The organism is Saccharothrix deserti (genome assembly GCF_009769385.1).
Classification (GTDB): domain Bacteria; phylum Actinomycetota; class Actinomycetes; order Mycobacteriales; family Pseudonocardiaceae; genus Actinosynnema; species Actinosynnema deserti.
The window spans coordinates 23,611-47,012 of record NZ_VKAB01000055.1 but is presented as its reverse complement, the minus strand read 5'-3'; the positions used below and the strand labels follow the sequence as shown (position 1 = coordinate 47,012).

14 protein-coding genes are annotated in these 23,402 nt (G+C 71.5%); 9 read left to right on the top strand and 5 right to left on the bottom strand.

Translation table 11 applies throughout. The features are described from left to right. The 5 genes from FM051_RS45235 to FM051_RS45215 all read right to left on the bottom strand — a co-directional run. Positions 1-2,231: non-ribosomal peptide synthetase (locus tag FM051_RS45235; protein ID WP_238413135.1), on the bottom strand; the 2,231-nt coding region annotated here is incomplete at its 3' end. A gap of 42 nt (positions 2,232-2,273) precedes the next feature. Further along, positions 2,274-2,915, bottom strand: coding sequence for a class I SAM-dependent methyltransferase (locus FM051_RS45230; protein WP_158853324.1), 642 nt, complete (start codon positions 2,913-2,915; stop codon positions 2,274-2,276). Between the two features lie 5 nt (positions 2,916-2,920). Continuing rightward, positions 2,921-4,930, bottom strand: a complete 2,010-nt coding sequence (locus tag FM051_RS45225; protein ID WP_158853304.1) for an amino acid adenylation domain-containing protein — start codon at positions 4,928-4,930, stop codon at positions 2,921-2,923. Between the two features lie 39 nt (positions 4,931-4,969). Then, positions 4,970-6,046 carry an ornithine cyclodeaminase family protein gene (locus tag FM051_RS45220; RefSeq protein ID WP_202919392.1) on the bottom strand — a complete coding sequence of 359 codons (1,077 nt, stop codon included), beginning with the start codon at positions 6,044-6,046 and terminating at the stop codon, positions 4,970-4,972. 27 nt (positions 6,047-6,073) lie between these two features. After that, complete coding sequence (locus tag FM051_RS45215) at positions 6,074-8,023, bottom strand: AMP-binding protein (protein ID WP_158853302.1); 1,950 nt, start codon at positions 8,021-8,023, stop codon at positions 6,074-6,076. 304 nt (positions 8,024-8,327) lie between these two features. Here FM051_RS45215 and FM051_RS45210 point away from each other — a divergent pair, with 304 nt between their 5' ends. The 9 genes from FM051_RS45210 (at position 8,328) to FM051_RS45170 (ending at position 23,208) form a co-directional block, all read left to right on the top strand. Then, a complete protein-coding gene (locus FM051_RS45210) occupies positions 8,328-9,092 on the top strand; it encodes a thioesterase II family protein (protein WP_202919391.1) in 765 nt (254 codons plus the stop codon). Then, the gene (locus FM051_RS45205) at positions 9,089-12,229 is read left to right on the top strand and encodes a condensation domain-containing protein (protein WP_158853300.1); all 3,141 of its coding nucleotides are present in this window, start codon (positions 9,089-9,091) and stop codon (positions 12,227-12,229) included. The genes FM051_RS45210 and FM051_RS45205 overlap by 4 nt, the downstream gene beginning before the upstream one ends. Before the next feature lie 25 nt (positions 12,230-12,254). Next, a complete protein-coding gene (locus tag FM051_RS45200) occupies positions 12,255-12,458 on the top strand; it encodes an MbtH family protein (protein WP_158853298.1) in 204 nt (67 codons plus the stop codon). Between the two features lie 40 nt (positions 12,459-12,498). After that, complete coding sequence (locus FM051_RS45195) at positions 12,499-16,956, top strand: non-ribosomal peptide synthetase (RefSeq protein WP_158853297.1); 4,458 nt, start codon at positions 12,499-12,501, stop codon at positions 16,954-16,956. A gap of 114 nt (positions 16,957-17,070) precedes the next feature. Then, on the top strand, positions 17,071-18,135 hold the full coding sequence (gene gntD / locus FM051_RS45190) for a guanitoxin biosynthesis L-enduracididine beta-hydroxylase GntD (RefSeq protein ID WP_202919390.1): 1,065 nt from the start codon (positions 17,071-17,073) through the stop codon (positions 18,133-18,135). Between the two features lie 47 nt (positions 18,136-18,182). Next, positions 18,183-20,630 (top strand): amino acid adenylation domain-containing protein, encoded by a 2,448-nt coding sequence (locus FM051_RS45185; RefSeq protein ID WP_238413134.1) that lies wholly within the window; start codon positions 18,183-18,185, stop codon positions 20,628-20,630. Then, a complete protein-coding gene (locus FM051_RS45180; RefSeq protein WP_158853293.1) occupies positions 20,627-21,922 on the top strand; it encodes a hypothetical protein in 1,296 nt (431 codons plus the stop codon). The genes FM051_RS45185 and FM051_RS45180 overlap by 4 nt, the downstream gene beginning before the upstream one ends. Further along, complete coding sequence (locus tag FM051_RS45175) at positions 21,919-22,803, top strand: prephenate dehydrogenase/arogenate dehydrogenase family protein (RefSeq protein WP_158853291.1); 885 nt, start codon at positions 21,919-21,921, stop codon at positions 22,801-22,803. Before FM051_RS45180 ends, FM051_RS45175 begins: the two co-directional genes overlap by 4 nt. Before the next feature lie 57 nt (positions 22,804-22,860). Further along, the gene (locus FM051_RS45170) at positions 22,861-23,208 is read left to right on the top strand and encodes a chorismate mutase (RefSeq protein ID WP_158853289.1); all 348 of its coding nucleotides are present in this window, start codon (positions 22,861-22,863) and stop codon (positions 23,206-23,208) included. Positions 23,209-23,402 lie beyond the last annotated feature (194 nt).

Sequence of the window (23,402 nt, the reverse complement as noted above, 5' to 3'; positions counted from 1 at the left end):
CTGGGTCCGTAGAGGTTGTGGATGGTGGTGAGGGTGGGGTGGTGGTGGAGTCGGGTGACGAGGGTGGGGGGTAGTGGTTCTCCGGCGAGGTTGAGGGTGTGGGTGTGGGGTGGGATGGAGTTGGTGGCGAGGAGTTCCTGGGCGATCGACGGGACGGTGTTGACCAGGGTGATGTGACGGTATTGGTCCGGATCGTGGATGAGGTCGGTCGCGTTGTTGGGGGTGAGCGTGATCGTGTTGCCGGTGATCAAAGGCGTGAAGATCTCGTAGATCGAGAGGTCGAAACACACCGACGTCGAGGCCAGGGTGTGGGCGAGGGTCTCGTCGGTGAAGGTGCGGGCGGCCCAGGTGAGCATGGCGGTGGTCTGCCGGTGTTCGATCATGACGCCCTTGGGGCGACCGGTCGATCCGGACGTGTAGATCGTGTAGGCGAGGTTATCCGGTTTGGCCCTATTGTCCGGCCGAGTGCTCGGGATATCCGTGGCGTCAAGCTCATCGAATTTCAGAACCGTGCGACCGGGTGCCACGTCGATCTGCAATTCCGTGGTGGTGATGAGAACCGGCGCGTCGGAGTCGTCGAGGATGTGCCTGATCCGCTCGGCCGGGTAGGCGGGATCGACGGGGACGTAACTGCCGCCCGATTTGAGCACGCCGAGAATGGCGACCAGCAGGTTGCTGGTGCGGGGCAGGCACACACCGACGCGCGTTTCCGGACCGACGCCCAGGCCACGCAGGTGGTGGGCGACGCGGTTCGCCCGCTGGTCCAACTCCCGATACGTGAACCTGCCGTCTGACGCGATCAAAGCCAACGCGTCCGGGGTCCGGTCGACCTGTTGTTCCACCATTTCGTGCACGCAGAGGTCCGGGACGGTGATCGGGGCGCCCGTCGACAGTTCCGCGAGCCGAGCCCGCTCCGCGTCGGTGCGGATGTCGAGATCGAGCAACGCGGTGTCCGGTTCGCGGGTGAGGCGTTCGAGCGTCACCGCGAGCCGATCCGCCATCAGCCGCGCGGTGCTCTCGTCGTAGAGGTCGCTGTCGTAGCCCAGAAACCCGGTGATCCCGCCGTCCCGGAGCCAGAGGTAGAACTCCCAGTCGTGCTGTATCGCCGCCGGCACTTGAGCCAGCGGCTCCAGCGCCGCTCCGCCGAGCGTGAACGCCGGCAGTTCGTCCTGCAGCACGCACAGCACGCGGAACAGCGGTGAGCCGCCCGTGTCCGCCTGGCCGACCACGGACTCGAACGGCACGTGCGCGTGTCGGTAAGCCCCGAGGCAGGTGTCGCGCACCGCCCGCAGCAGATCCCGCCCCGTGCCGAGCTCCGCGGAGTCGGTCCGCAGGACGAGCATGTTGACCAGTGGACCGAGCGCCATCGGCGCCCGGTGGCGTTCGCGGGTCCTCGTGGGTGCCCCGACGGCCACGTCCGATTGCCCTGTCACCGCGGCCACGACCCGGTGCAGTGCCGCGAGCAACACCATGAACGGGGTGGCGCCTTCCGCGGCGGCGATCTCCCTGATCCGCTCCACCACATCGCGCCCGAGTTCGACGGGCACCGTGGCCGAGGCGAACCGGGATCGGCCGGTGCGGGGGCGGTCCGTGGGCACCTCGGCGGCCACGTGCCCCTGCAGCCTGTCCCGCCAGTAGCGCAGGTCCTCCTCGGTGGCCTGCATCGCGGGCGGGGGCAACGGCTGCGCCGGGGGAAGCTCGCCCCCCGCGTACGCGGTCGACAGCTCGTGCAGGAAGACACCCAGCGACCACCCGTCGGCGATGATGTGGTGCGCGATCACCTGGATGACGGACTCCTGCTCGCCCACCGGCCAGACCGTCACCCGCCACAGCGGCGCGGTGGTCAGGTCCATGGGCCGTGCGGCCAGGTCCTCTGCCTGCGCCAACGCCACGTCGCGGCGCCGCTCGGGCGACACGTCGGCGAGGTCCACGACCACCAGCGGGACATCCAGGGAGTCCGCGACGACCCGCTGCACGGGTTCACCGGGGGAGAACGCACTGCGCAGCACCGAGTGCCGGTCCACGAGTTTGGCCAGCGCGGACCGCAGCAGCCGCTGGTCGAGTCGTCCGGAGAGGGACCCGACGAACGACAGCACGTTCACCGCGGTCCCGGGGTGGATCTGTTCGAACATCCGGATACCCAGCTGCGTCGGGTGCACGTTCGCCTCGGTCGTCGCCACAGCCGCACGGGCACGCCACCGCCGGACCAGTTCCCGGCCGCTGTTGACCATCTCGCCCACTGGAAAGCTCCTCGATCACTCGGTTGGCGGGTGTCAGTCGGTGTTCGGCAACCTGCGCAGCTCGTAGCGGCGCGCGCGGTAGGTCCCGTTCACCAGGGGGCGCTTGGCGAAAGCCGGACCGTCCACGTAGCGCACGATCTCCGCCACGGGAACCGGTGCGCAGGCGGTCACCTTCCACGCGGTGAACCCGGACACCACCTCGTCCTGGCTGACGTCCCAGCCCTTGGTGTTCTGCTGCTCGAACGCCACGAGCACCATCAGCGCGTCGGGTGCCGCCGCGGCGGTCACCTCGCGGACGTAGCCGGGACGCAGCTCCACCGGAAGTGCGTGATAGCACCCCGCGTCCACGACCAGCGAGTAGCCACCGCCCACACCGATCGCGGCCAGCCGCGTCACGTCACCGTGGACCACACGGAGACGCACACCGGCCTTGGCGGCACGTCGGCGGGCCCTCCGCACGGCGTGCCCGACCAGCTCCACACCGGTCACGTCCCAGCCGTGCTCGGCCAGGTAGACGGAGTTGCGGCCGGGCCCGCACCCGAGGTCCAGCGCCTTGCCCGGCGGCAGGGCTTCCGGCCCCTCGACGAGTTCGACCAGGCGGTCGTCCGGAACGGTCGACGGCGAGATGTTGAACGGCAGCCGGTGCTGCACCTCGTACGCGAAGCGCAGCAGCATGTTCGTCACCTGTGTCCTCCTTGGCGTACGGGGCGGTTGTGGTGCTCGATGCGGTCCAGGGCGGCGGCGAGCGCTTCGGGTGTCGGGTTGTCGAACACGGTCTGCATCGGCAACGGCACCGCGAACGCGGAACGCACCCTGTTCAGGAGCTTCGCGGCGAGCAGCGAGTTGCCGCCACGAGCGAAGAAGTCGTCGTCCGCCCCGTACTCCGGCGTGCCGAGCAGCTCACCGAACAGGTCGCACAACGTCCGTTCGGACTCCGTGGCGGGCGCACGCCCGGTGGGGGTGTCGCCGGGCTCGGGCAGGGCGGAGTGGTCGATCTTGCCGTTCATCGTGCGTGCCAACGACTCCACGGTGACGAACCGCGCGGGCACGTGGTGCGCGGGAACCCGCTGCGACAGGAAGTGGCGCAGTTCTTCGGCGGTCACGTCGCCCACGACGTAGGCCACGAGTTCCAGCCCGTCCCGCCCGGTCCGGGTGACCACGGCGGCCTGGGTGACGACGGGGTGCAGCAGCAACGCCGCCTCGACCTCGCCGGGCTCCACCCGGAAGCCGCGGATCTTGACCTGGTCGTCGGCCCGGCCGAGGAACTCCAGCTGTTCCTGCTCGTTCCACCGCACCAGGTCCCCGGTGCGGTACATGCGACCACCGGTCACACCGGTCGGGTCGGCCACGAACCGCAGCGCCGTCAGCTCGGGTCGGTTCCAGTACCCGCGGGAAACCTGCGCGCCACTGACGTACAGCTCCCCGACCACACCCGGCGGCACCGGGACCAGCCGCTCGTCCAGCACGTAGGCCCGCACGCCGGGGATGACCGGACCCAGCGGCGCGATGGCGGGCCAGACCTCCACCTCCGCCGGCGCCGTCCAGAACGTCACCACGTTGACCTCGGCCGGACCGTAGACGTTGTGCAACCGGAATCCGCTGCGCCGACCGAACTCCCGGATCCAACCGTTCACGTGCAGTGCTTCCCCGCCCTGGAAGACGTCCCGCAGCGACAGCAGGGAGCTGCCGCGCTCGGCGGCGGCGGAAAACAGCGCGTCGAGCACCGCGGTCGGCGCGTACAGCTCGTTGACCTGCCACCGGTCGATCCAGTCCACGAAGGCGTGCAGGTCCCGCCGCAGTTCCTCCGTCGGCAACACGAGGGTCTTGCCCAGCAGCAACGTGGACAGGATCTCCTCGACGGAGAAGTCGAACCCGATGGCGGTGAACTGCGCGGTCCGGGTGCCGGCCGGGGTGGGCAGCGCGGCGCAGTGCCAGTCCAGGAGGTTGACCAGGCCGCCGACCGTCATGCAGATGGCCTTCGGCACGCCGGTCGAGCCCGAGGTGAACACCACGTACGCCGGGTTCTCCGAGCACACCGGTGCGGTCCGTTCGGCGTCGGTGATCCGGTGGGCCGGCGCCGACGCCAGCGCCCGCGCGAGCTCCGGGTCGTCCACCAGCACCCGCTGACCGTCGAACGAACCCAGGCGCTCGGCTCGTTCGACGGTCGTCACCAAGGCGTGCGGTTCACACGCCGCGAGCATCTCCTCCACCCGCGGGTCCGGGTACTCGGGGTCGATGGGCAGGTAGGCGGCGCCCGCCTTGAACACCGCGAGCACGGCCACGATCAGCTCGACCCCGCGGGGCAGCACGAGGGCCACCACGCTCTCCGGGCCGATCGCCGCGGCGATCAACCGGTGGGCGAACCGCGTGGCCCGGCGGTCCAGTTCCGCGTAGGTCAGCTCCCGGCTCTCGAAGAGCAGCGCGGTCGCGGTCGGGCTGCGTCGGACCTGGTCCTCGAACAGCGTGGCCACGGCGCGTGGCTCCGGGGTGCCGCCGCGGTGGCTCAGGGTGTTGGGACGCAGGTCGGTCCAGTAGCGTGCGACGTGCTCCGCGCACATCTGCCGCGACCCCGGACCGAACGCGACGCGCCACCCGTCGGGGACCACCAGACCACCGGGCCACAGCGAGTGCCTGCCCTCGTCGTCAACCAGTACCCAGAACTCGCTGTCGACACGGTCGAACGGATTCATCGCACCTTCCTCGCAGGGATCCAGGCGTTCCGCGTCGGTTCAGTGGCCCTCTACGACCCGCTCGACGGACGCGGCGGAGCCGACGTGCTGTGAGTAGGGGTCCAGCGGATCGGCGGGCCGGTACTCCAGGCTGACCTGGGTGCCCGCGCCGATCTCGACCGCCGCTTCGATCAGCGCGTCGAGCGCCAGGTGGTCCTCCAGGGCGAACCCGGTGGAGTCGAAGACGGTCAGCGTCTCGCGCGCGTCCTGGAACCGGCCCGGGTCGTGGCAGAGCACGGCCAGCCCCGGTCCGATCCGACCGGGTGACAACTGTTGGCACTCGCCCTCCATCAGCGCCTGCGCCGGGTGGTCCGGGATGACCAGCGCCCGGTCCAGGAGCGGCTTGGGCAGCTCGGTCTTCCCGATCAGGTCCGAGCCGACGGCGTTGACGTGCAGGTGGGGACGGCTCTCGCCGTCGGGCAGCACCGGCCCCTCGCCGACGCCGACCGTCGTGGCGGTGGTGATCACATCCGACTCCGCCAGGATGGTCCGCGGGTCGGACTGCACCACGTCGATGCCGAGGAAGTCCGTCCGCCGCTCGAAGCTCGCGCTGTGACCGGGGTCGAGGTCCCACACCAGCGCCCGGTGGATCGGCAGCACGAGGCTCAGCGCGTGCAACTGCGTCACCGCCTGCGTGCCGGCGCCGATCAGCCCCACGGTGGAGCTCTCGGGGTGCGCCAGGATGCGGGAGGCGACGGCCGACGCGGCGCCGGTCCGCAGCGCGGTCAGCACGATGCCGTCGGCCAGCGCCACCATCGTCCCGGTCTTGTCGTCGAACCGCGCCACCGTGCCGGTGATCGTCGGCAGGCCGAACTTGCGGGGGTTGGCGGGGCTGTAGGAGACCGTCTTGATGGTTATCGACTGGCCGATGTCCTGGTGCGGCATCCACTCGGTGACACCGGGCAGAGGGTCCTGGCGCACGAACCCGCCACGCGGCGGCGACAACTCCTGGCCCTCCGCGTGCGACCGGGCGAGGCCCTGATCGAGTCGGGTGATGATCCGGCTCATCAGCTCGGTGCGACCGACGTGCTCTATGACCGCGAGCACGTCAACGGGAGTGATCAGCAAGGTGTCCAACGGACTGGTGTCCTTTCCTCGTCACGGTCACGAAGGTGGTCCGTCTGCGGCGAGCGCACCGATCCGGTCGACGACCTTGTCGCCTGTGATGCCCGCTCGGGCCCAGTCGGCCAGGAGTTGCGCGGTCAACGCACGGGGTGACTGGGCGCTCAGGACCGCGTCGATCGGGACCGGCAGGGTCAGCGCTTCCTCGGTCACGGCGGCGATCTCCGCGGCGCGGATGGAGTCCCCGCCGATCGCGCTGAGCGATTGCGTCGGCGGGCACTCGGGCACCTCGCACACCGCGGCGAACACGGAGGCGAGGAACCGCTCGACCGCCTCCGGCGCCCGACCGGCCGCCTCCGTTGCCCGACCGACCCGGCCCACGGCGTGCCCACCCAGTTCACCGGCCACGTAGCGGGTGCGCGTCAGGTTCCGCTGGATCTTGCCGCTGGTGGTGCGCGGGATCGTCCTCGGTGCGCACAGGACGACGGTGTCCACCCGCGCGCCGGTGGCGGCGAGGACGCGGTCGCGGACCCGGGCCGACAGCGCCTCCGCGTCGACATCGCGTCGGCTCGTCTCCACCACCAGCACGAGTTCCTGGGGGTCGCCGTCCACCGCGAACGCCGCCGCGCCGGGGCGCAACGACGGTTCGTCCTCCACCGCCGCGACCTCCAGGTCGTGGGCGTGGTGGTTGACGCCGTTCTGGATCACCACGTCCTTGCTCCGGCCGGTGACGAACAGGTGGCCGTCCCGGAGGTAGCCGAGATCGCCGGTGCGCAGGTACCGCCGGCCGTCCAGTTCGCCGAACAGTTCGGCGTCGGGTTGACCGGTGTCGTTCCAGTAGCCGCGGCTGATGCTCGGGCCGCGCAGCCAGATCTCGCCCTCGTCGCCCTCCGCGGCGCGCGTGGCGCTGCTCGGCGCCACGACAGCCAAGTCGTGGTCCGCGATGACCGGGCCGCAGTCGACCCGGCCCCGCCCGTCGACGCCGTCCGCGGGCGACCAGTGGCGACCGCTCACGATCAGCGTTGCCTCCGCCAAGCCGTAGCACGGCAGGAAGGCCGAGGAGCGGAAGCCGTTGGCGGCGAACCGGTCGGCGAACGCGGCGAGTGTCCGCGGCCGGATCGGTTCGGCGCCGTTGAAGGCGAGCCGCCAGCTGCGCAGGTCCACATCGGACAGATCGGCGGTCCGGGCACGGCGCACGCACAGGTCGTACGCGAAGTTGGGGCCGCCGGTGTGCGTGGCACCCAGTTCGCTCACCTGCCGCAACCAGTCCAAGGGGTTGCGCAGGAAGTGCACCGGTGACATCAGGCGCACCGGGAACCCGCCGTGGACCGGGGTCAGGATGAAGCCGATGAGCCCCATGTCGTGGTAGGGCGGAAGCCAGGACACGACCCGGGCGGTCTCGTCCAACGCGAAGACCTCGCTGATCGCCCGCACGTTCGCGATCAGGTTCCGGTGTTCCAGCACCACGCCTTTGGGTTGGCTGGTGCTGCCGGACGTGTACTGGATGAGCGCGACGTCGTCCGGGACCGGCGGGGTCGGCTCGTCGGTGGCGCCGGTCCCGTCGAGCGTGATCACCGGCGGCAGCGGTGGCGTGTCCGGGAACGCGGTCAGCGCACCGAGCACGGCCGGGTCGGCCAGCAGCGCGGTGGCCCGCGAATCGGCCAGGACGCGCGCGAACCGCCGGGTGACCCGGTCCGCCGGGCCGAACAGCGGCGGGTAGGCGGGCACCGCCGGAACGCCCGCCAGGAAACAGGCCCACACCGCCGTGACGAAGTCCAAGCCCGGCGGGTACAGCAACAGCGCCGGACCACCGGCGGTGTTCTCGGCGCGCAGTCGGTGCGCGACCGCACAAGCCCGGTGGAACAACTCACCGTAGGTCATCGCCTCGACGTGGCCGTCGTCGTGCAGGTACTCGTAGGCCTGCTGATCGCCGCGGTTCGACACGTGGTCGAGCAACACGTGCACCAGCGTGCTCGGACCGGGTAGGGGCATCTGCGGACTCCTCGCTGCTCGCGTCGCGCGGGGCTGCGCCCTTTTCGCGCGGTGCCCGGATAGCGCATGACGATTTGCACCCGGGCTGCCCGGCCGAATGTAAAGCGGTTCCCTCTCGTCGTGGTCTCACCTGCGTATTCGGATTCTCTCGCCTTTCCGGTAGTTCCTTGACCTGCCCACCAGAGCTGCTGGTAAGCATTGATTGCGGCCGGCGCCGGCGATTGCGATAGACGAGCTCACGGCGCCGACCGAAGCCCGGAACACGTTTTCCGTCCAACCCGATCGCCATCCGACGGAGGTGCGCGTGCGCGCGGCCAACGCCAGGTCGAACTGGCTGATGTCCTTCGCCGAGGTCCCGGATCCGGTGTACGAGCTGGTGTGTCTCCCGCACGCGGGTGGCGGCGGCTCCGTATTCGGCACCTGGCAGCAGCACACCGACCGGCTGCGCATCTCGGCGGTGCGGCTACCGGGGCGGGAACGGCGCTTCGCCGAGCCGGCCATCGCCGACCTCACCGAACTCGTGGAGTCGCTGGCGGGCGGCTTGGAACCGGTGGTCACCGCGACCCCTTATGCCCTCTACGGGCACAGCATGGGCGCGCTGGTCGCCTTCGAAGCGGCCCGCGAACTGCGCCGCCGCGGCCTCCCGCAACCCGCGGCCCTGTTCGTGGCGGGGTGCGAGGCGCCGCACCTGGTCGACTTCGAGCGCGTGCACGACCTGCCCCGCGAGGAGCTGATCGCGTGGCTCATGGCCACCGACGGCCTGGAACCCGAGGCGTTCCAGTACCCGGAGCTGATCGACATGATGCTGCCCACGATCCGAGCCGACCTGGGTGCCGCCGAGAGGTACTCCTACCGGCCGGAACCACCCCTGTCCGTGCCGATCCACCTGCTGCGCGGACGTGCGGACGACCAGATGAGCGTCGACGGCACCTCGGGGTGGGACGCGCACACCTCGCTGCGCTGCGCGGTCACCGACTTCGACGGCGGCCACTTCTTCGTTCGAGAGCACGAGCCCGAGGTCGTGCGGCTGATCGAAGCCGAACTGTGCGGTCGGGGAGGGGCCAAGTGAGCAGTTCGTCCTACGTGGGCGGTGTCGGCAGCGGGCCGGTGCGCGACTACAGCGCCTATTACGTCCTCCCCGCCGCACCGGCGCAGCGCCAACTGTGGTTCCTCTGCCAGCTGGAGGAATCCGCCAACGCCGCCTACAACGTGGTCAGCGCCGTGCGCCTGGCCGGTCGGCTGGACACCGTCCTCCTCCAGCGCGCGCTCAACGCGGTCGTCGCCAGGCACGAGAGCCTGCGCACCGGCGTAGGACTGGTGGACGGTGAACCGCACCAGCTCGTGGTGCCCGAGACGCTGGTGTCGCTGCCGGTGGTGGACTTCTCCGACTCCGCTCCGGCCGAGTTCGAGGCGCGTCTGCGCGGGTTGGCGCGGGAGCAGGCGGAGAAGCCCTTCGTCCTCGACGAACCGCCGCTGCTGCGAGTGGTGCTGGTCCGGGAATCCGCTGAGCGGCACACCCTGATCACCGTCATCCACCACGTGGTCTGCGACGGCTGGTCGACCGAGGTCTTCTACGCCGACCTCGCCCGCGGCTACCGGTCGCTGGTGGAAGGGCAGTCCGGAGCGCTGCCGGAGCCGCCGATCCAGTACGGCGACTACGTCGCCTGGCAGCAGGAGTCCCTCTCCGGCGACCGGCTGCGCGACCTCACGGCGCACTGGCAGCGCGAACTGGCCGGCACCACCCCGTTGAACCTGCCGGTTGACCGGCCTCGCGGCAGCGTCCGGCGCCGTGCGGCGGGCGCCCGGGTGGAGGCGCGGTTGGGCGCGGCCGAGGTGGCCGAACTCGCCGCTCTGGCGGAGAAGTGGGACGCCACGCCGTTCATGCTGCTGCTCGCCGCGTTCAAGACCACCCTGGCGCGGGTCACCGGGCAGTCCGACATCGCCGTGGGCACGCCGGTGGCGGGACGGCACCACCCCGACGCCGAGGAGTTGATCGGGTTCTTCGCCAACACGCTGGTGCTGCGCACCCGCCTACCGGTGGAGGGCGACTTCGGCGACGTGGTCGCCGCGATCCGGGAAACCTGCCTGAACGCGTTCTCCCACCAGCAGATGCCGTTCGACCGGCTGGTGGAAGTCGTAGGACAGGCGCGGGTGCTCGACCGCAATCCCCTGTTCGACGTCATGTTCTCCTTCCAGAACACGCCCGGCGTCGAGCTGGAGCTGCCCGACCTCAGCCTCTCCCCGGTCGCCCTGGACAACGTCGCGGCGAAGTTCGACCTGTGGCTGACCGTGTTGCCCGACGGCGACGGCCTGCTGCTGCGCCTGGACTACGACCGCGATCTCTACACCGTCGAGACCGCCCGCCTGCTGCTGGACCGGCACCGCGACGTGCTCGCCGAGGTCTGCCGCGACCCGCGGGTGCCGGTCGCCGCCCTGCCCGTGGCCGGCGCTGCCGAACGCGCCGCGATCGGGAAGTGGGGGCGCGGCCCGGAGACCGCGTTCGCCGGTACGGTCGCCCGACTGGTCGCCGACCGGGATGGCGCGCTCACCGCGGTCTCGGACGGGACGCGCACGCTCACCCACGCCGAACTGCGCGCCCGGGTGGAAGCGCTCGCCGAGCGGCTGCGCGCCGAGGGCGTGCCGCCCGGCACCGTCGTCACCGTGTCGCCGACACCCTCGGTCGACCTGGTGGTGGCCGTTCTCGCCGCGTTCGAGGTCGGCGCGGCCGTGGCCTACGGCGAGCGCCAGCACCGAGCCGGCGTCTTCGTCCGGAGCGCGGCCGACGAGCCGGACGGTTGGGTGGTGACCACCGGCCCCCGGTTCGATCCCGAGGAGTCGCACGGCCGCCCCGCGCCCGACCTCGCGGCGTGGTGGCTGGAAGCACCCGACTCGCCCGACACGGCCGTGCTGTCCCACCGCGCACTCGCCGCCGCCGTCGCCGCGGTGGCCGACCGGTTGGCCCTGTCACCGGCGGACGACGTCGTCCTGGTCGGCGCCACCCGACCGCACCCGGTGGAGTTGCTGCTCCCCCTGGCGCGCGGCGGACGCCTGATCTTCTCGCCCGACGGCGGCGCGACCGGCGCCGTGGCCGTGGCGACCGCGCCGGTCTGGCGGCAGGTCCTGATCGGCAACTGGGCGCCGCCGCCCGGTGTGCGCGTGGTGTGCCGCGGAGCGGTGCTCGCCGACGACCTCGCCGAGGCGCTGGAGCGCACCGGTCGGGAGGTCCTGTTCTGGCGGGAGACCGGCGGTTCGGCCGCGCCCGCGGGTCTTTCGCCGCTGGAGACGGCCCGTCTGCGACGACTCGGACCGCCGCCGGCCGGCACCACGCGCCAGGTGCTCGACGGAACCGGCGCGCCGACCGCGCTCGGCGTCGTCGGGGAACTGTTCCTGGCGGGTCCGGCGACCGCCTTCGAGCAGACCGGTGAATCGACTGCGCCGCAACGCGGACCACAGGGCATCGGCACCGGTGTGCTCTGCCGCTACACGGCCGTGGGCGAACTGGAGGAAGTCGGTTACACCGACGACCGCGTCGCGGTCGGGGACCACGTCGTCTCGCCGGTGCGCGTCGAACGGTTCCTGTCCCGTGTGGACGGTGTGCGCGCCGCGGCGGTGGTGCCGGGCGAGAGCGGTGGCGAGACCAAGCTGGTCGGTTGGCTGGTGCTGGACGCGGCGCTCGCCGGCGGGTCGCCGCGCGAGCGGGAGGAGTTCGCCGCCGGTGTGCGCGCCAAGGCTGCCTCCGCGCTGGCGCCGCACGAGGTGCCCGCCCTGTTCGGCACGCTCGACGTGCTGCCCCTCCTGGCCGACGGCACGCCCGACCGCGCCGTGCTGTCCGCGCTGCGAGGCCCCGCGCTGCTGGGCAAGGTGGACGACACCGCGCCGCGCAACCGGACCGAACGCGCGGTGATGGCCATCTTCCAGCAGCTGCTGCCGGTGCGGGGGTTCGGCGTGCACGCCGACTTCTTCGCGCTGGGCGGGCACTCCCTGCTCGCCGCCAAGGTCATCGGTCGGGTGCGGGACGACATCGGCGTGCTCGTCCCGGTCCGCGACTTCTTCGCCAAACCCACCGCCGCCGGTCTCGCCGAGGCCGTGGCCGCGGTGGAAGCGGCTCAGCGAAACCGATCTTCCGACAAGGCGAGCGCCCTGCGCGGCCAGCTCGCCGGAATGACCGACCAAGAGGTCGAGCGACTGCTGCGGCAGCTCGGTTGACCCACCACGCAGAGATGAGGAGCAGATGGGCATCGACGACGCCGACACGATCTTCCAGGTCGTGGTGAACGACCAGGACCAGTACTCCATCTGGTTCGCCGATCGCGAGCTGCCCACCGGCTGGACCGCCGTGGGCACCACCGGGACCAAGCAGGAGTGCCTGCAGCACATCGAGGCGGTGTGGACCGACATGCGCCCCCGTTCGGTGCGCGAACGCGTCGCAGGCTGACCACCCCGACCTGACGGCATCTACGAAGGAGTCTTCGAGTATGAGCCAGCAGCACGAGCTGGAATCCATGACGTCCGAGGAGAAGCGCGCGCTGCTCGCCCAGCTCCTGGACGGCTCGGCCGAGGCAACACCGAGCAACCTGTCGCTGGAACAACGCCGCCTCTGGGTCTTGCTCCAGCTCGACGAGAGCAAGCCGTGGCAGGTCAACTCCGCCGTGCGCCTGTCCGGGCGCATCGACCCCGCCGCGATGCAGCAGGCGCTCAGCGCGATCGTGCAGCGGCACGAGGTGCTGCGCAGCACCTTCCGGGAGGTCGACGGTCACCCGCTGGCGACCACCGCGCCGGCCGTCACCCTCCGGCTGCCGGTGGTCGACGTCTCCGCCGACGGCCTGGACGCCGAACTCGCCCGCATCGTCGCCACCGAGACGCGGACGCGGTTCGACCTGGCGAAGGGCCCGCTGGTGCGGGCATCACTGCTGCGCGTCGCCGAGGACGACCACGTCCTGCTGCTGACCCTGCACCAGATGGTCGCGGACCGCCGCTCGGCCAAGCTGCTCACCGACGAGTTGCTCACCCGCTACACCGACCTGGTCGGCGGCACGAGCCCGGCCGTCGACGCCGCGCCCGCGGACTTCCACGGCCTGGTCACCGCACAGCGGGAATGGGTCAACAGCGACGACGCCGTCAAGGACGTCGAGTTCTGGCGCGACCACATGGCCGCGTTGACCCCGCTGGAAATGCCGACCGACCGGCCCCGCCCGTCGATGAAGACCATCCACGGCGACGCGGTCACCGTGCCGGTGCCGGGTGACGTGACCGAGGCGGTCACGGCGTACTGCGACCGCAGCGGCCACGGCCTCTCCGAGGTGCTGCTGGCCACGTACGTCGCGGTCCTGTCGCGGTACTCGCAGCAGCGGGACCTCGCCGTCGGCATCAGCGTCCCGGCGGCCTGGCACAGCGACGGCGGCAACCTGGTCGGGCCGCTGGAGAACACCCTCCCGCTGCGGTTCGAACTCGGGGAGGACGACTCGCTGCCCCGGCTCACCGACCGCGCGCGGACCGTGCGGGCGGAGGCCATGGCGCACGCACGGCTGTCGTTCGACCGCATCGTCGAGGCGGCGCAGCCGCAGCGCGACCTGAGCCACACGCCGCTCTTCCAGCTGTCCTTCACCTTCGAGGACGAGTCGGCCTCGCGCGCACTGCCGGACGCCGTCGCCACCCCGCTCGACCTGCCGACGACCTGGACCCCGCACGACATCGACCTGTTCGCGATCCGACGCGGTGACGTGCTGAGCCTGCGGGCCCAGTACAACACCGACCTGTTCGACCGCGCGACGACGGAGCGGTTCGTCAACCACGTCATCCTGCTGTTGAAGGCGGCCGTGGCGGAGCCGGACCGGCCGTTGTCCTCGATCCCGCTGGTCGCGCCGCACGAGCGCGAGCTGATCGCGCGGTGGAACAACACGGCGGCCGACCACGATCGCTCCCGCACCCTGCACGGGCTCGTGGAGCAGGCGGCGAAGACCACCCCGACCGCCGTGGCCATCGCCGCCGGGGACGACGAGGTCACCTACGCCTCCCTCGACGCGCGCGCCGACGCGTTGGCCGCGGAGCTCGCCTCCCGCGGCGCGGGCCTCGGGACGAAGGTCGGTGTCGTGGTCGACCGCTCCGCGCACGCCGTGGTCGCTCTGCTCGGCGTGCTGAAGACGGGTGCGGCATACGTCCCGCTCGACCCGGGTTACCCGGCGGATCGGTTGGCGTTCATCGTCGGCGACGCCGACATCACCCTGCTGACCGGCCTGCCCGCCGCGCTCGACGCGGTACCCGGCGAGCTCGACGGCGTCGTGCGCGTGCCGATCCCGACCGCCGATCCGCAGGCGCCCGCGCAGCGCCCTGCCGTCCACGTGGAGCCCGACGACCTGGCCTACATCATCTACACCTCCGGTTCGACCGGCCGGCCCAAGGGCGTCGCGGTCGAGCACCGCCAGATCGTGCACGCCACGGCCGCGCGCACCGCGTGCGAGGGCCCCGGCCTGCCCGAGCGGTACCTGGTGCTCGCGCCGCTGACGTTCGACGCCTCCGGCGGCGGTCTCTACTGGACGCTCAGCCGCAGCGGCACCGTCGTGTTCCCCACCGAGCAGGAGGTGCTCGACCCCCGGCAGCTCGGCAAGCTCATCCGCACCCGCTCCGTGACCCACGTGGACGGTGTGCCCTCGCAGTACGCGGTGCTGCTGGAGACCGACCTGGAGGCGCACGACTCGGTGCGCACCACCATCCTGGCCGGCGAGACGCTGCCGCCGAACCTGGTCGCCGACCACTTCCGCCGCTCCCCGAACGCCGCGCTGTTCAACGAGTACGGCCCCACCGAAGCGACCATCTGGGCGTCGGTGCACCAGGTCGGCCCCGAGGAGGCCGAGGCGCAGCGGGTGCCCATCGGCCGGCCGATCCCCAACGCGCGCATCCACCTGCTGGACAGGTGGTTCAACCCGGTGCCGCCGGGCGTGCCGGGTGAGCTCTACATCGGCGGCGAGGGCGTGGCCCGCGGCTACGTCAACCGGGCCGCCATGACCGCCGAGCGGTTCCTGCCCGACCCGTTCTCCAGCCGACCCGGCGACCGGCTCTACCGCACCGGTGACCTGGCCCGCTACCGGGCCGACGGCGCGGTCGAGTTCCTGGGCCGGGCGGACAAGCAGGTCAAGATCCGCGGCTTCCGGATCGAGCTGTCCGAGGTCGAGAACGTCCTGCTGCGCCACCCGCTGGTGGCCGAGGCAGTGGTGACCGTGCGCGAGGACCAGCCGGGTGTGCCGCGGCTGATCGCCTACGTGGTCCCGGTCATCGGGCGCGTGCTGACCCAGGAGACGCTCGTCGGCCACGTGCTGGGGCAGATCCCGGACTACATGGCGCCCAGCCACTTCGTGACGCTGGAGCGGATGCCGCTGACCCGCCACGGGAAGATCGACACCAACGCGCTGCCCGCGCCCCAGGACATCGCGGTGAGCGGTTTCGTGGAGCCGCGCAGCCAGCTCGAGGCCGAGATCGCCGAGACGTTCGCCGCGGTGCTGGGCCTGCAGCAGATCAGCGCCACCGCCGACTTCTTCTCCCTCGGCGGCAACTCGCTGCTCGTGGCGAGGCTGGCGGCGCAGCTCTCCCGCGAGCACGACGTCGAGCTGCCGATCGACGAGATCTTCCGCGTCCCGACGGTGGAGGGCATCGCCCGCGCGGTCGAGGTGCACCAGCGGCAGCGGGACAACGTCGACAGCGCGGCGCTGTACGCCCAGCAGGTCGCGGACTTGCTGGCCGACGTCAAGCTCGACCCGAGCATCAAGCCCGACGGCCTGCCGCACGCCGACTGGTTCTCGCCGAAGAACATCCTGGTCACCGGTGCCACCGGCTACCTGGGGGCGTTCATCGCGGTCGAGCTCGTCGAGCGCACCGACGCCACGGTGCACTGCCTGGTGCGCGGCAGCAGCCCGGACGAGTGCTGGGACCGGCTGGAGGAGACCCTGCGCAAGTACCGCGCGTGGGACGAGTCGTACCGCAGCCGGATCAAGGTCGTCTTGGGCGACCTGTCCAAGCCGTACCTCGGCTTGTCGAAGGAGGAGTTCGAGAACTACGCCGCCACGATCGACTCGATCTACCACAGCGGCGCCATCGTCAACTTCACCTACCCGTACGAGGCCATGAAGGCCGCCAACGTCCTGGGCACCGAGGAACTGCTGAGGCTCGCGACCAAGACGACGCTCAAGGCGTTCCACCTGGTGTCCAGTGTGGACGTCTTCATGGGCACCGGCGCCGAGCGACCCTTCACCGAGGACGACCTCGGCGACCGGCCGGTCAAGGTGCCCACCGGTTACCCGCGCACCAAGTGGGTCGCCGAGAAGATCGTGGTCATGGCCCGTGATCGCGGCGTCCCGGTCACCGTGCAGCGGCCCTGGATGATCACCGGCCACACCAAGACCGGCGCCTCCCACGACACGGACTACCTCTACGTCTACCTCAAGGGTTTCCTCGACCTCGGCATCCTGCCGCTCTACAACGACGTGATCAACGCGGTGCCGGTGGACTACACCGCCCAGGCGATCGTCTACACCTCGCTGCGCGAGGAGAACCTGGGCAAGAACTTCAACATCACCAACCGCGAGCCGACCACGATGCAGCAGTGCTACCAGTGGTTGAGGTCCTTCGGGTACGACCTCAACGTCGTGGACGAGGAGGAGGCCCGCCGCAAGGCGCTCGCCGTGGACGAGGACCACATCCTCTACCCGCTCACGCCCATCCTCAGGGTCGCGTCGATGCGGCACGCCGCACTCGACCCGGACCTCCAGCAACAGGTGGACCCGCTGGACGAGTGCCGCGTGCTCAACGAGGCGCTGGAAGGCTCCGGCATCGAGTGCCCGCCGGTGAACGAGGAGTGGGCGCACTCGTGCTTCCGGTTCCTGGTGGACAACGGGTACCTGCCCGCGCCCGAGGAGGTCGCGAAGCAGAAGGCGCACAGCTGACCAGTGCACCAACCACGTCGGGTGCACCGCGGGCGGGCCCGAACCCGCCCGCGGTGCGCCCGCCCCGGACGGGCCCGGCCCGCGGCCGGAGCGAGCACCCGCACTCTGAGAGGGATGAAGATGAACGGCACCTCCACGACGACACGGCCCGGGGCCGTGCGGAACTCGTCGCACACCATCCGCTACCTCGACCTGGACCCCATCGACACAGCGCACGTCGATGCCCTCACCCGCGCCGTGCTCCGCGACCACGGGTCCGGCACCGCACCGTCCCTGCTGGCCGCCGCCGCGGGCCTGGCCCACCGGCTGCCGGCCAGGTTGGTGGACGAGGTCAGGGCGTTGCGGCTGAACGAGTCGGCGACCGCGCTCGTGCTGCGCGGTCTGCCGATCGACGACGTCGAACTCGGCCCGACCCCGCTGGACTGGCGCGCGGCGGAGGACACCTGGCGCACCGGGCACCTGGAGACCTACCTGGTGCTGGTCAGCGGTCTGCTCGGCGACATCTTCGGGTGGTCGACCCTGCAGGAGGGCAAGCTCATCCACAACGTGGTGCCGATGCCGACCGAGCAGCAGCAGCAGAGCGGGCACGGCACCGTCAGGCTGGAGTGGCACACCGAGGACGGCTTCCACCCGTACCGGTGCGACTACCTCCTCCTGCTGGGGCTGCGCAACCACGACTCGGTGCCCACCACGATCGCGAGCATCGACGCCGTGGACATCGACCCCCGGCACCAGGAGGTGCTGCGCCAGCCGCGGTTCCTGATCCGACCCGACAACGAGCACGTCAACCGGGCGCGTGCGCTGAACGCCGGCACCGGCGAGGTGCACGTCATGCAGCGGATGCAGGAAGACCCGCCGCCCAGCGCGGTCCTCTTCGGCGACCCGAACGCCCCGTACCTGCGCATCGACCCGGCGTTCATGAACGCCGTCGCCGGTGACTCGGAGGCCGCCGAGGCGCTGGAGGCGGTGATCGAGGCCCTGGACGCCCAGTTGACCGAGGTCGCGTTGGACGCGGGTGACCTGCTCATCGTGGACAACTACAAGGCCGTGCACGGGCGGTCCGCGTTCAAAGCCCGCTTCGACGGCACCGATCGCTGGCTGAAGAAGGCCGTCGTGACCCGCGACCTGAGGAAGTCGCGGGAGTTCCGGGGCGCGCCGGACGGACGAATCCTGCTTTAGCCCGCCAGAGCCGGCTTCGACTGACAGGAGGAGTGATCGTGCCCGAGATGACGTGGCCGGCGGTGGCGGCGTGGGTGGTGGAGGGGTTGCCGGACCCCGTTCGGACCCATCCATCGGTCGGCGTGCACGAGACCGCGCTCCCCACCGGGAACGGCGGGGAACGCGACGAACTCGTCCGTGACGCGGTGGCGGCGGCCAGGGTGGACGCGTTGCCGGTCCGCCTCGTCATCGCCGGGCTCGGTTCCGCGCGTGCCCTGGTCGTCGTGGTCACCACCAACGGCCTGGCGCCGCGCGACGTGCTGACCTGGCTGGTCGACCCGAACGCACCGTTCCCGGAGCCGGTGGTCCCCGCGTCGTCAGCGGGGCCACTGGTCGACCTGCCCGTCGCGTTGCGCGACGGCGGCGCGCCGTCGAAGTCCACCGGCACGGTGCGCCTGCCGTGCGACACCGCGGCGGTGGACCGGTTCGCGCGGACGACCGGCGTGTCGACCGAGGCGGTGCTGGCTGCCGCCGTGGCCGTCCTGCTGGACCGCTACCGGTACGAATCGGACGTCGACCTGCTGGTGGTGACACCGCGTCCGGTGATGGTCGTGGCCCGGACCGGCAGCGCCCTCCGCTTCACCGACCTGGCCAGGCAGGTCGAGAAGGACCTGGCTGCCGCCGATCCCGCTCCCGACGGACTCCACGCCACCGTGGCGGTCCGCCGGGAGCGGGAACCAGAGGCCGAGCGCATCGGACCGTGCACCGCGGTGCCGGTGCGGTTCCGCGACGGCGCGGCCCGGTACGAGCTCGACGTCGCGCTGACCGACATCGGCCTCCAGGTCGACCACGATGCCGGCCTGTTCTCCGAGCACGCGGTGGCCGCGTTCTCCGCTCGGCTGTCGGCCGTGCTCGACAAGGCGCTCGCCGACCCGAGGGTCGGCGACGTCACGGCCACCACCGCGGGGGAACGGGAAGAGCTCGCCCGGTGGTCGCACGGCGAGGCGCAGCCCTTCACCGACACCTGCCTGCACACCCTCGTGGAGCGGCACGCCCGCGTCCGGCCGGCCGCGGTCGCGGTGGTCTGCGGCGATGTCGAGCTGACCTACGGCGAGCTGAACGCCCGCGCGAACCAGGTCGCGCACCGCCTGCGGGCGGAGGGCGTCGGTACCGGGGACCTGGTGGCCCTGCTCGCCGACCGCGCGGTGCAATCCGTCGTCGCGATGTTGGGTGTGCTCAAGGCGGGCGCGGCCTACGTCCCGGTGGAACCGTCGTACCCGGACGAGCGGATACGCCACATCGTCGCCGACTCGGGCGCGCGACTGGTGCTCGCACGCGGCGAGCAGGTCGCGCCGGCGCTGCCCGTCCCGGTGCTGGTGGTGGAGGACGTGGCGGGCGAGCCCGACCACGACCCCGAGGTGCCGGTCACCCCGATGGACCTCGCCTACGTCATCTACACCTCCGGCTCCACCGGTGTGCCCAAGGGCGTGGCGGTGCACCACCGGGCGGTAGTGGTGTCGACGCACGCCCGCGGTATCGGTGGTCCGCCGCCCGAACGTGATCTCGTGACCATGCCCCTGTGCTTCGACGGAGCCGCGGGCGGCCTCTACTGGACGCTCACCGGCGGCGGCACCGCGGTGCTGCCCACGGAACTGGAGGCGCACGACCCGCTGGCGCTCGCGCGACTTCTGCGCCGTGCGCCTGTCACCCACATCCACTCGGTGCCCTCGCACTACGGCCTCGTGCTCGAAGCGACGGCGGGGGAGAGCCTCGAACGGCTGCGGCTCGTCTCGGTCGGCGGTGAGCCGATGCCGCCCAAGCTGGTCGCCCGACACCTGCTGGAGTGCCCGGACGCGCTGCTGCTCAACGACTACGGTCCCACGGAGTGCGCGGTCTGGGCGTCCGCCCACCGGTGCGGCGTCGTCGACGCGACCCGCCAGAAGATCCCCATCGGCCCGCCGCTGCCGAACTACCGGCTCCACGTGCTCGACGGGAGTCTGCGCGAGGTGCCGCCGGGCCTGCCGGGTGAGATCTACATCGGCGGCCCCGCGGTCGCGTGGGGCTACCACCGCAGGCCGGCACTGACCGCGCAGCGCTTCCTGCCCGACCCGTTCGGCGGTCCCGGGGACCGGCTCTACCGCACAGGGGACCGGGGCCAGTGGACGCCCGAAGGCGAACTGCTGATCATCGGGCGCGTCGACAACCAGGTGAAGCTGCGCGGATTCCGGGTGGAACTCGGTGAGATCGAGGCGGCCGTGCGCCGCCACCGCGCCGTGTCGGAGTGCGTGGTGCTGGTGCGCACCGCACCCTCGGGCACGGACACGGTGACCGCGTTCGTCGCCTCGGCCGACAAGCGGCTCGCCGAGGAGGAACTGCGCGCCGAAGTGGCGCGAACCCTTCCCGCCTACATGCACCCGGACCACTACGTCGTGGTGCGGCGGCTGCCGCGGGCGCCGAGCGGGAAGATCGACGCCCAGGCGTTGCGCGCGATGGAAACCGCGCCCGGTGGGCCGTGACGACCGTGGTCACCGACAGCGCGTTCACCGCGTTCACCGCGTCCGACGCCGGCCGCACCGGCGACGGCGAGGTGCTGCCGGTCGAGGTGGGTCGCTCGACCCGCCTCGGCGTCCGGGTGCGCCGCGGTTCCGACGGCAGGCTGGACCTGGTGCCGGACGGGACCACTTCGGGACCGGTGCGGGCAGCCCTGCTGGCCCACGGGTCCGTGGCCCAGGTGGTGGTGCGTCGCCACCGGGGCCGGCTCGTCGCAGTCGTGCTGCCACGCGACGACGAGCACTTGGCGCGGCGTCCGGCCACGCCGACCGAACTCGCCCTGGACCGGGTGGCGCGGTTGGCGCCCCGCCGGGTGCTCCACATCGGAATCGGCGGCATGGAACTGCCGACGGCGCTGTCCGCGCAGTGCGTGGGCTACGACCTCGTCGACCCGTCGGTGCCCAAGGTCTGCGAGGTCCTGGCCGGGCGGCCGGACCTGAGGCAGCGGCTGCGGCTGTTGGCGGCGCCCCCGACGGTCGACGTGTTCGCCGACGAGGAGCCGTACGACGTCGTGCTGTTGGACATGGCGGCCCCCTCGTTGTCCGTCCTGGACGTGCCGACCACCGCCGTCGACCTGCTGCGGCTGGTGCACACCGCGGGCGCGGTGTTCGTGGCGAACCTGCGCGACCCGCGGTTGGAACGCCTGGCGAACCAGCTGCGCACCGGGCGGGCGAAGTCGACCCCGGACGCCGCGGGTTGGTCACCGCCCGCGGTGCTGCGCGCGATCGCCCAGCGGGCGCCGTGGACGGAGGCGCACGCCTACCCCCTGCTGGGACCGTTGCCCGAGGCCGCCACCTACGGCCTGCTGCTGCGACCCGCGCGCACGGTGGTGAAGGTGCCGTTGCTGAGGTGGGGGAGGGACCTGCACTCGACCGCGCAACTCGCCCAACTGCTCGCCGGGCGCGGTGTCGAACGCCTCCGCCTGATCGGCATTCCGCCGGCCGGCGTGGCTGACATCCCCGCGGCCCGGCGGCCGGGGAGCGGACGGCCGCGGGCCGCGGTGGACTGGCGCGAGATCGACGCTGTCGCGGCCGAGCACCGGTACCGCGTGACACCGGTCGCTTCGCTGACCGGGGCCGAGGACCGTTTCGACGTGCTGGTCGAGCGGAAGACCGAGCAGGATGGACGGCGACCGGGCGGAGGGCTCGCGGCGCGGCTGCGGGCCTGGCTGGCGGTGCGGCTCCCCGAGCACAGCGCCGCGGTCGACCTCGTCGTGCTCGGCGACGACGCGAATCGGACCGAGGAGGCCTCGCCGTGACCGAGGGAACTGCCGTCGTGCTGGGTGGCGCGGGCGCGGTGGGCGAGTTGTTCGTGCGCCTGCTGGGCGCCCACGTGCCCACGACCGTCGTGGATCGCACGTCTTCGCCGATCGCGCCCACCGTGATCGGGGACGTGTGCGATCCGTCGCCGGAGGTCCTCGACGCCGTGCGCACGGCCGACACCGTGGTGATCGCCCTGCCTGAGGACGTCGCCCTGCACGCCCTGTCCGCCTGCGCGCACGCCTTCCGCGCCGGCTGCCTCGTCGTGGACACCCTGTCGGTCAAGCACGCCGTGGCGGTCACCCTCGCCCGGATCGCGGCCGAACGCGGAGTGGAGGCGCTGAGCCTGAACCCGATGTTCGCCCCGGCGTTGGGGTTCCGCGGCCACGCCGTCGCCGCGGTGCCGGTCGTACCCGGCCCGCGTGCGGCGTGGTTGCTGGAGTTGATCACCGCGGTGGGCGCGCGCCCGGTAGAGCTGACCGCCGAGGAACACGACCTCGTCACCGCCGTGGCCCAGGCCGCCACACACGCGGCGGTGCTCGCGCTCGGCAGGGTGGCCGCCGAGCTGGGTGGCGGCATCGACCGGCTCGGCGAACTCGCCCCGCCGCCACACCGGGCGCTCCTGGCGCTGCTCGCCCGGATCACGGGGGCCAACCCGGACGTCTACTGGGACGTGCAGGCCGGGAACCCCGCGGCGGCGAAAGCGCGCGCCGCCCTGGCCGCGGCGTTGACCGACCTCGACTCGTTGGTCGCCGCGGACGACCGCGAGGGGTTCAGCCGCCTGCTGGGCGACCTCGGCACCTGGCTCGGTCCCCGGGGCGATGACCTGCGGGCCCAAGCCATCCGACAACTGGAGGCGCTGCGCCCCTCGACCGGCTGACTCCGGTCGGTTCGAGGTGATACTGCCTTGATACCCGGTCCGCATACTGTGCGTTATATGTCGATTGTGGACATATATGACGTGGTCGGAGGCAATGAAAGGGTTTCGAGGATGGATGTTCTGCGCCCTTATCGGTCCCGGATCGAGGAGTTGGACGAAGCGCTCGCCGGCATCGTGGCCGAGCGGCTCCGGGTGTGTGCCGAGGTCGCGGTCGTGAAAAAGGCGGAAGGGATACCGATGATGCAGCCGCAGCGCGTCGAGGCGGTCTGCGCCGCCTACGCCCTCCGAGGCAGGGAACTGGGTGTCTCGGAAAGTTTCATGCGCGGGTTGGCCATGCTGCTCATCGATGAGGCGTGCCGCCTGGAGGACGAGATTATCGAAGCCGGCGCACCACCGAGCCGGTGACGCCGAGTAGTTGCCTGCGTGATGGAGCTAAGCGACTCGGCCTAGTCTTGTATCGCAGTGTGTCACTGACCGTAGTTAAATCTCCTGGTTTCGTCGTCGATGTCCTTTTTGGTGTTGAGTTATGGACTCCAAGGTGTAGTGATGTAGGTATGGATTGCGCGCAACCCGTTGCTACGCTCCGTGTCCGGAGACGA

Bases quoted from the DNA above. Each gene is read 5' to 3' on its own strand.
- FM051_RS45170 (WP_158853289.1), top strand. From the start codon at position 22,861: ATGTCGATTGTGGACATATATGACGTGGTCGGAGGCAATGAAAGGGTT.
- FM051_RS45225 (WP_158853304.1), bottom strand. From the start codon at position 4,930: ATGAATCCGTTCGACCGTGTCGACAGCGAGTTCTGGGTACTGGTTGAC.
- gntD (WP_202919390.1), top strand. From the start codon at position 17,071: ATGAAGATGAACGGCACCTCCACGACGACACGGCCCGGGGCCGTGCGG.
- FM051_RS45230 (WP_158853324.1), bottom strand. From the start codon at position 2,915: ATGCTGCTGCGCTTCGCGTACGAGGTGCAGCACCGGCTGCCGTTCAAC.
- FM051_RS45200 (WP_158853298.1), top strand. From the start codon at position 12,255: ATGGGCATCGACGACGCCGACACGATCTTCCAGGTCGTGGTGAACGAC.
- FM051_RS45185 (WP_238413134.1), top strand. From the start codon at position 18,183: ATGACGTGGCCGGCGGTGGCGGCGTGGGTGGTGGAGGGGTTGCCGGAC.
- FM051_RS45215 (WP_158853302.1), bottom strand. From the start codon at position 8,023: ATGCCCCTACCCGGTCCGAGCACGCTGGTGCACGTGTTGCTCGACCAC.
- FM051_RS45195 (WP_158853297.1), top strand. From the start codon at position 12,499: ATGAGCCAGCAGCACGAGCTGGAATCCATGACGTCCGAGGAGAAGCGC.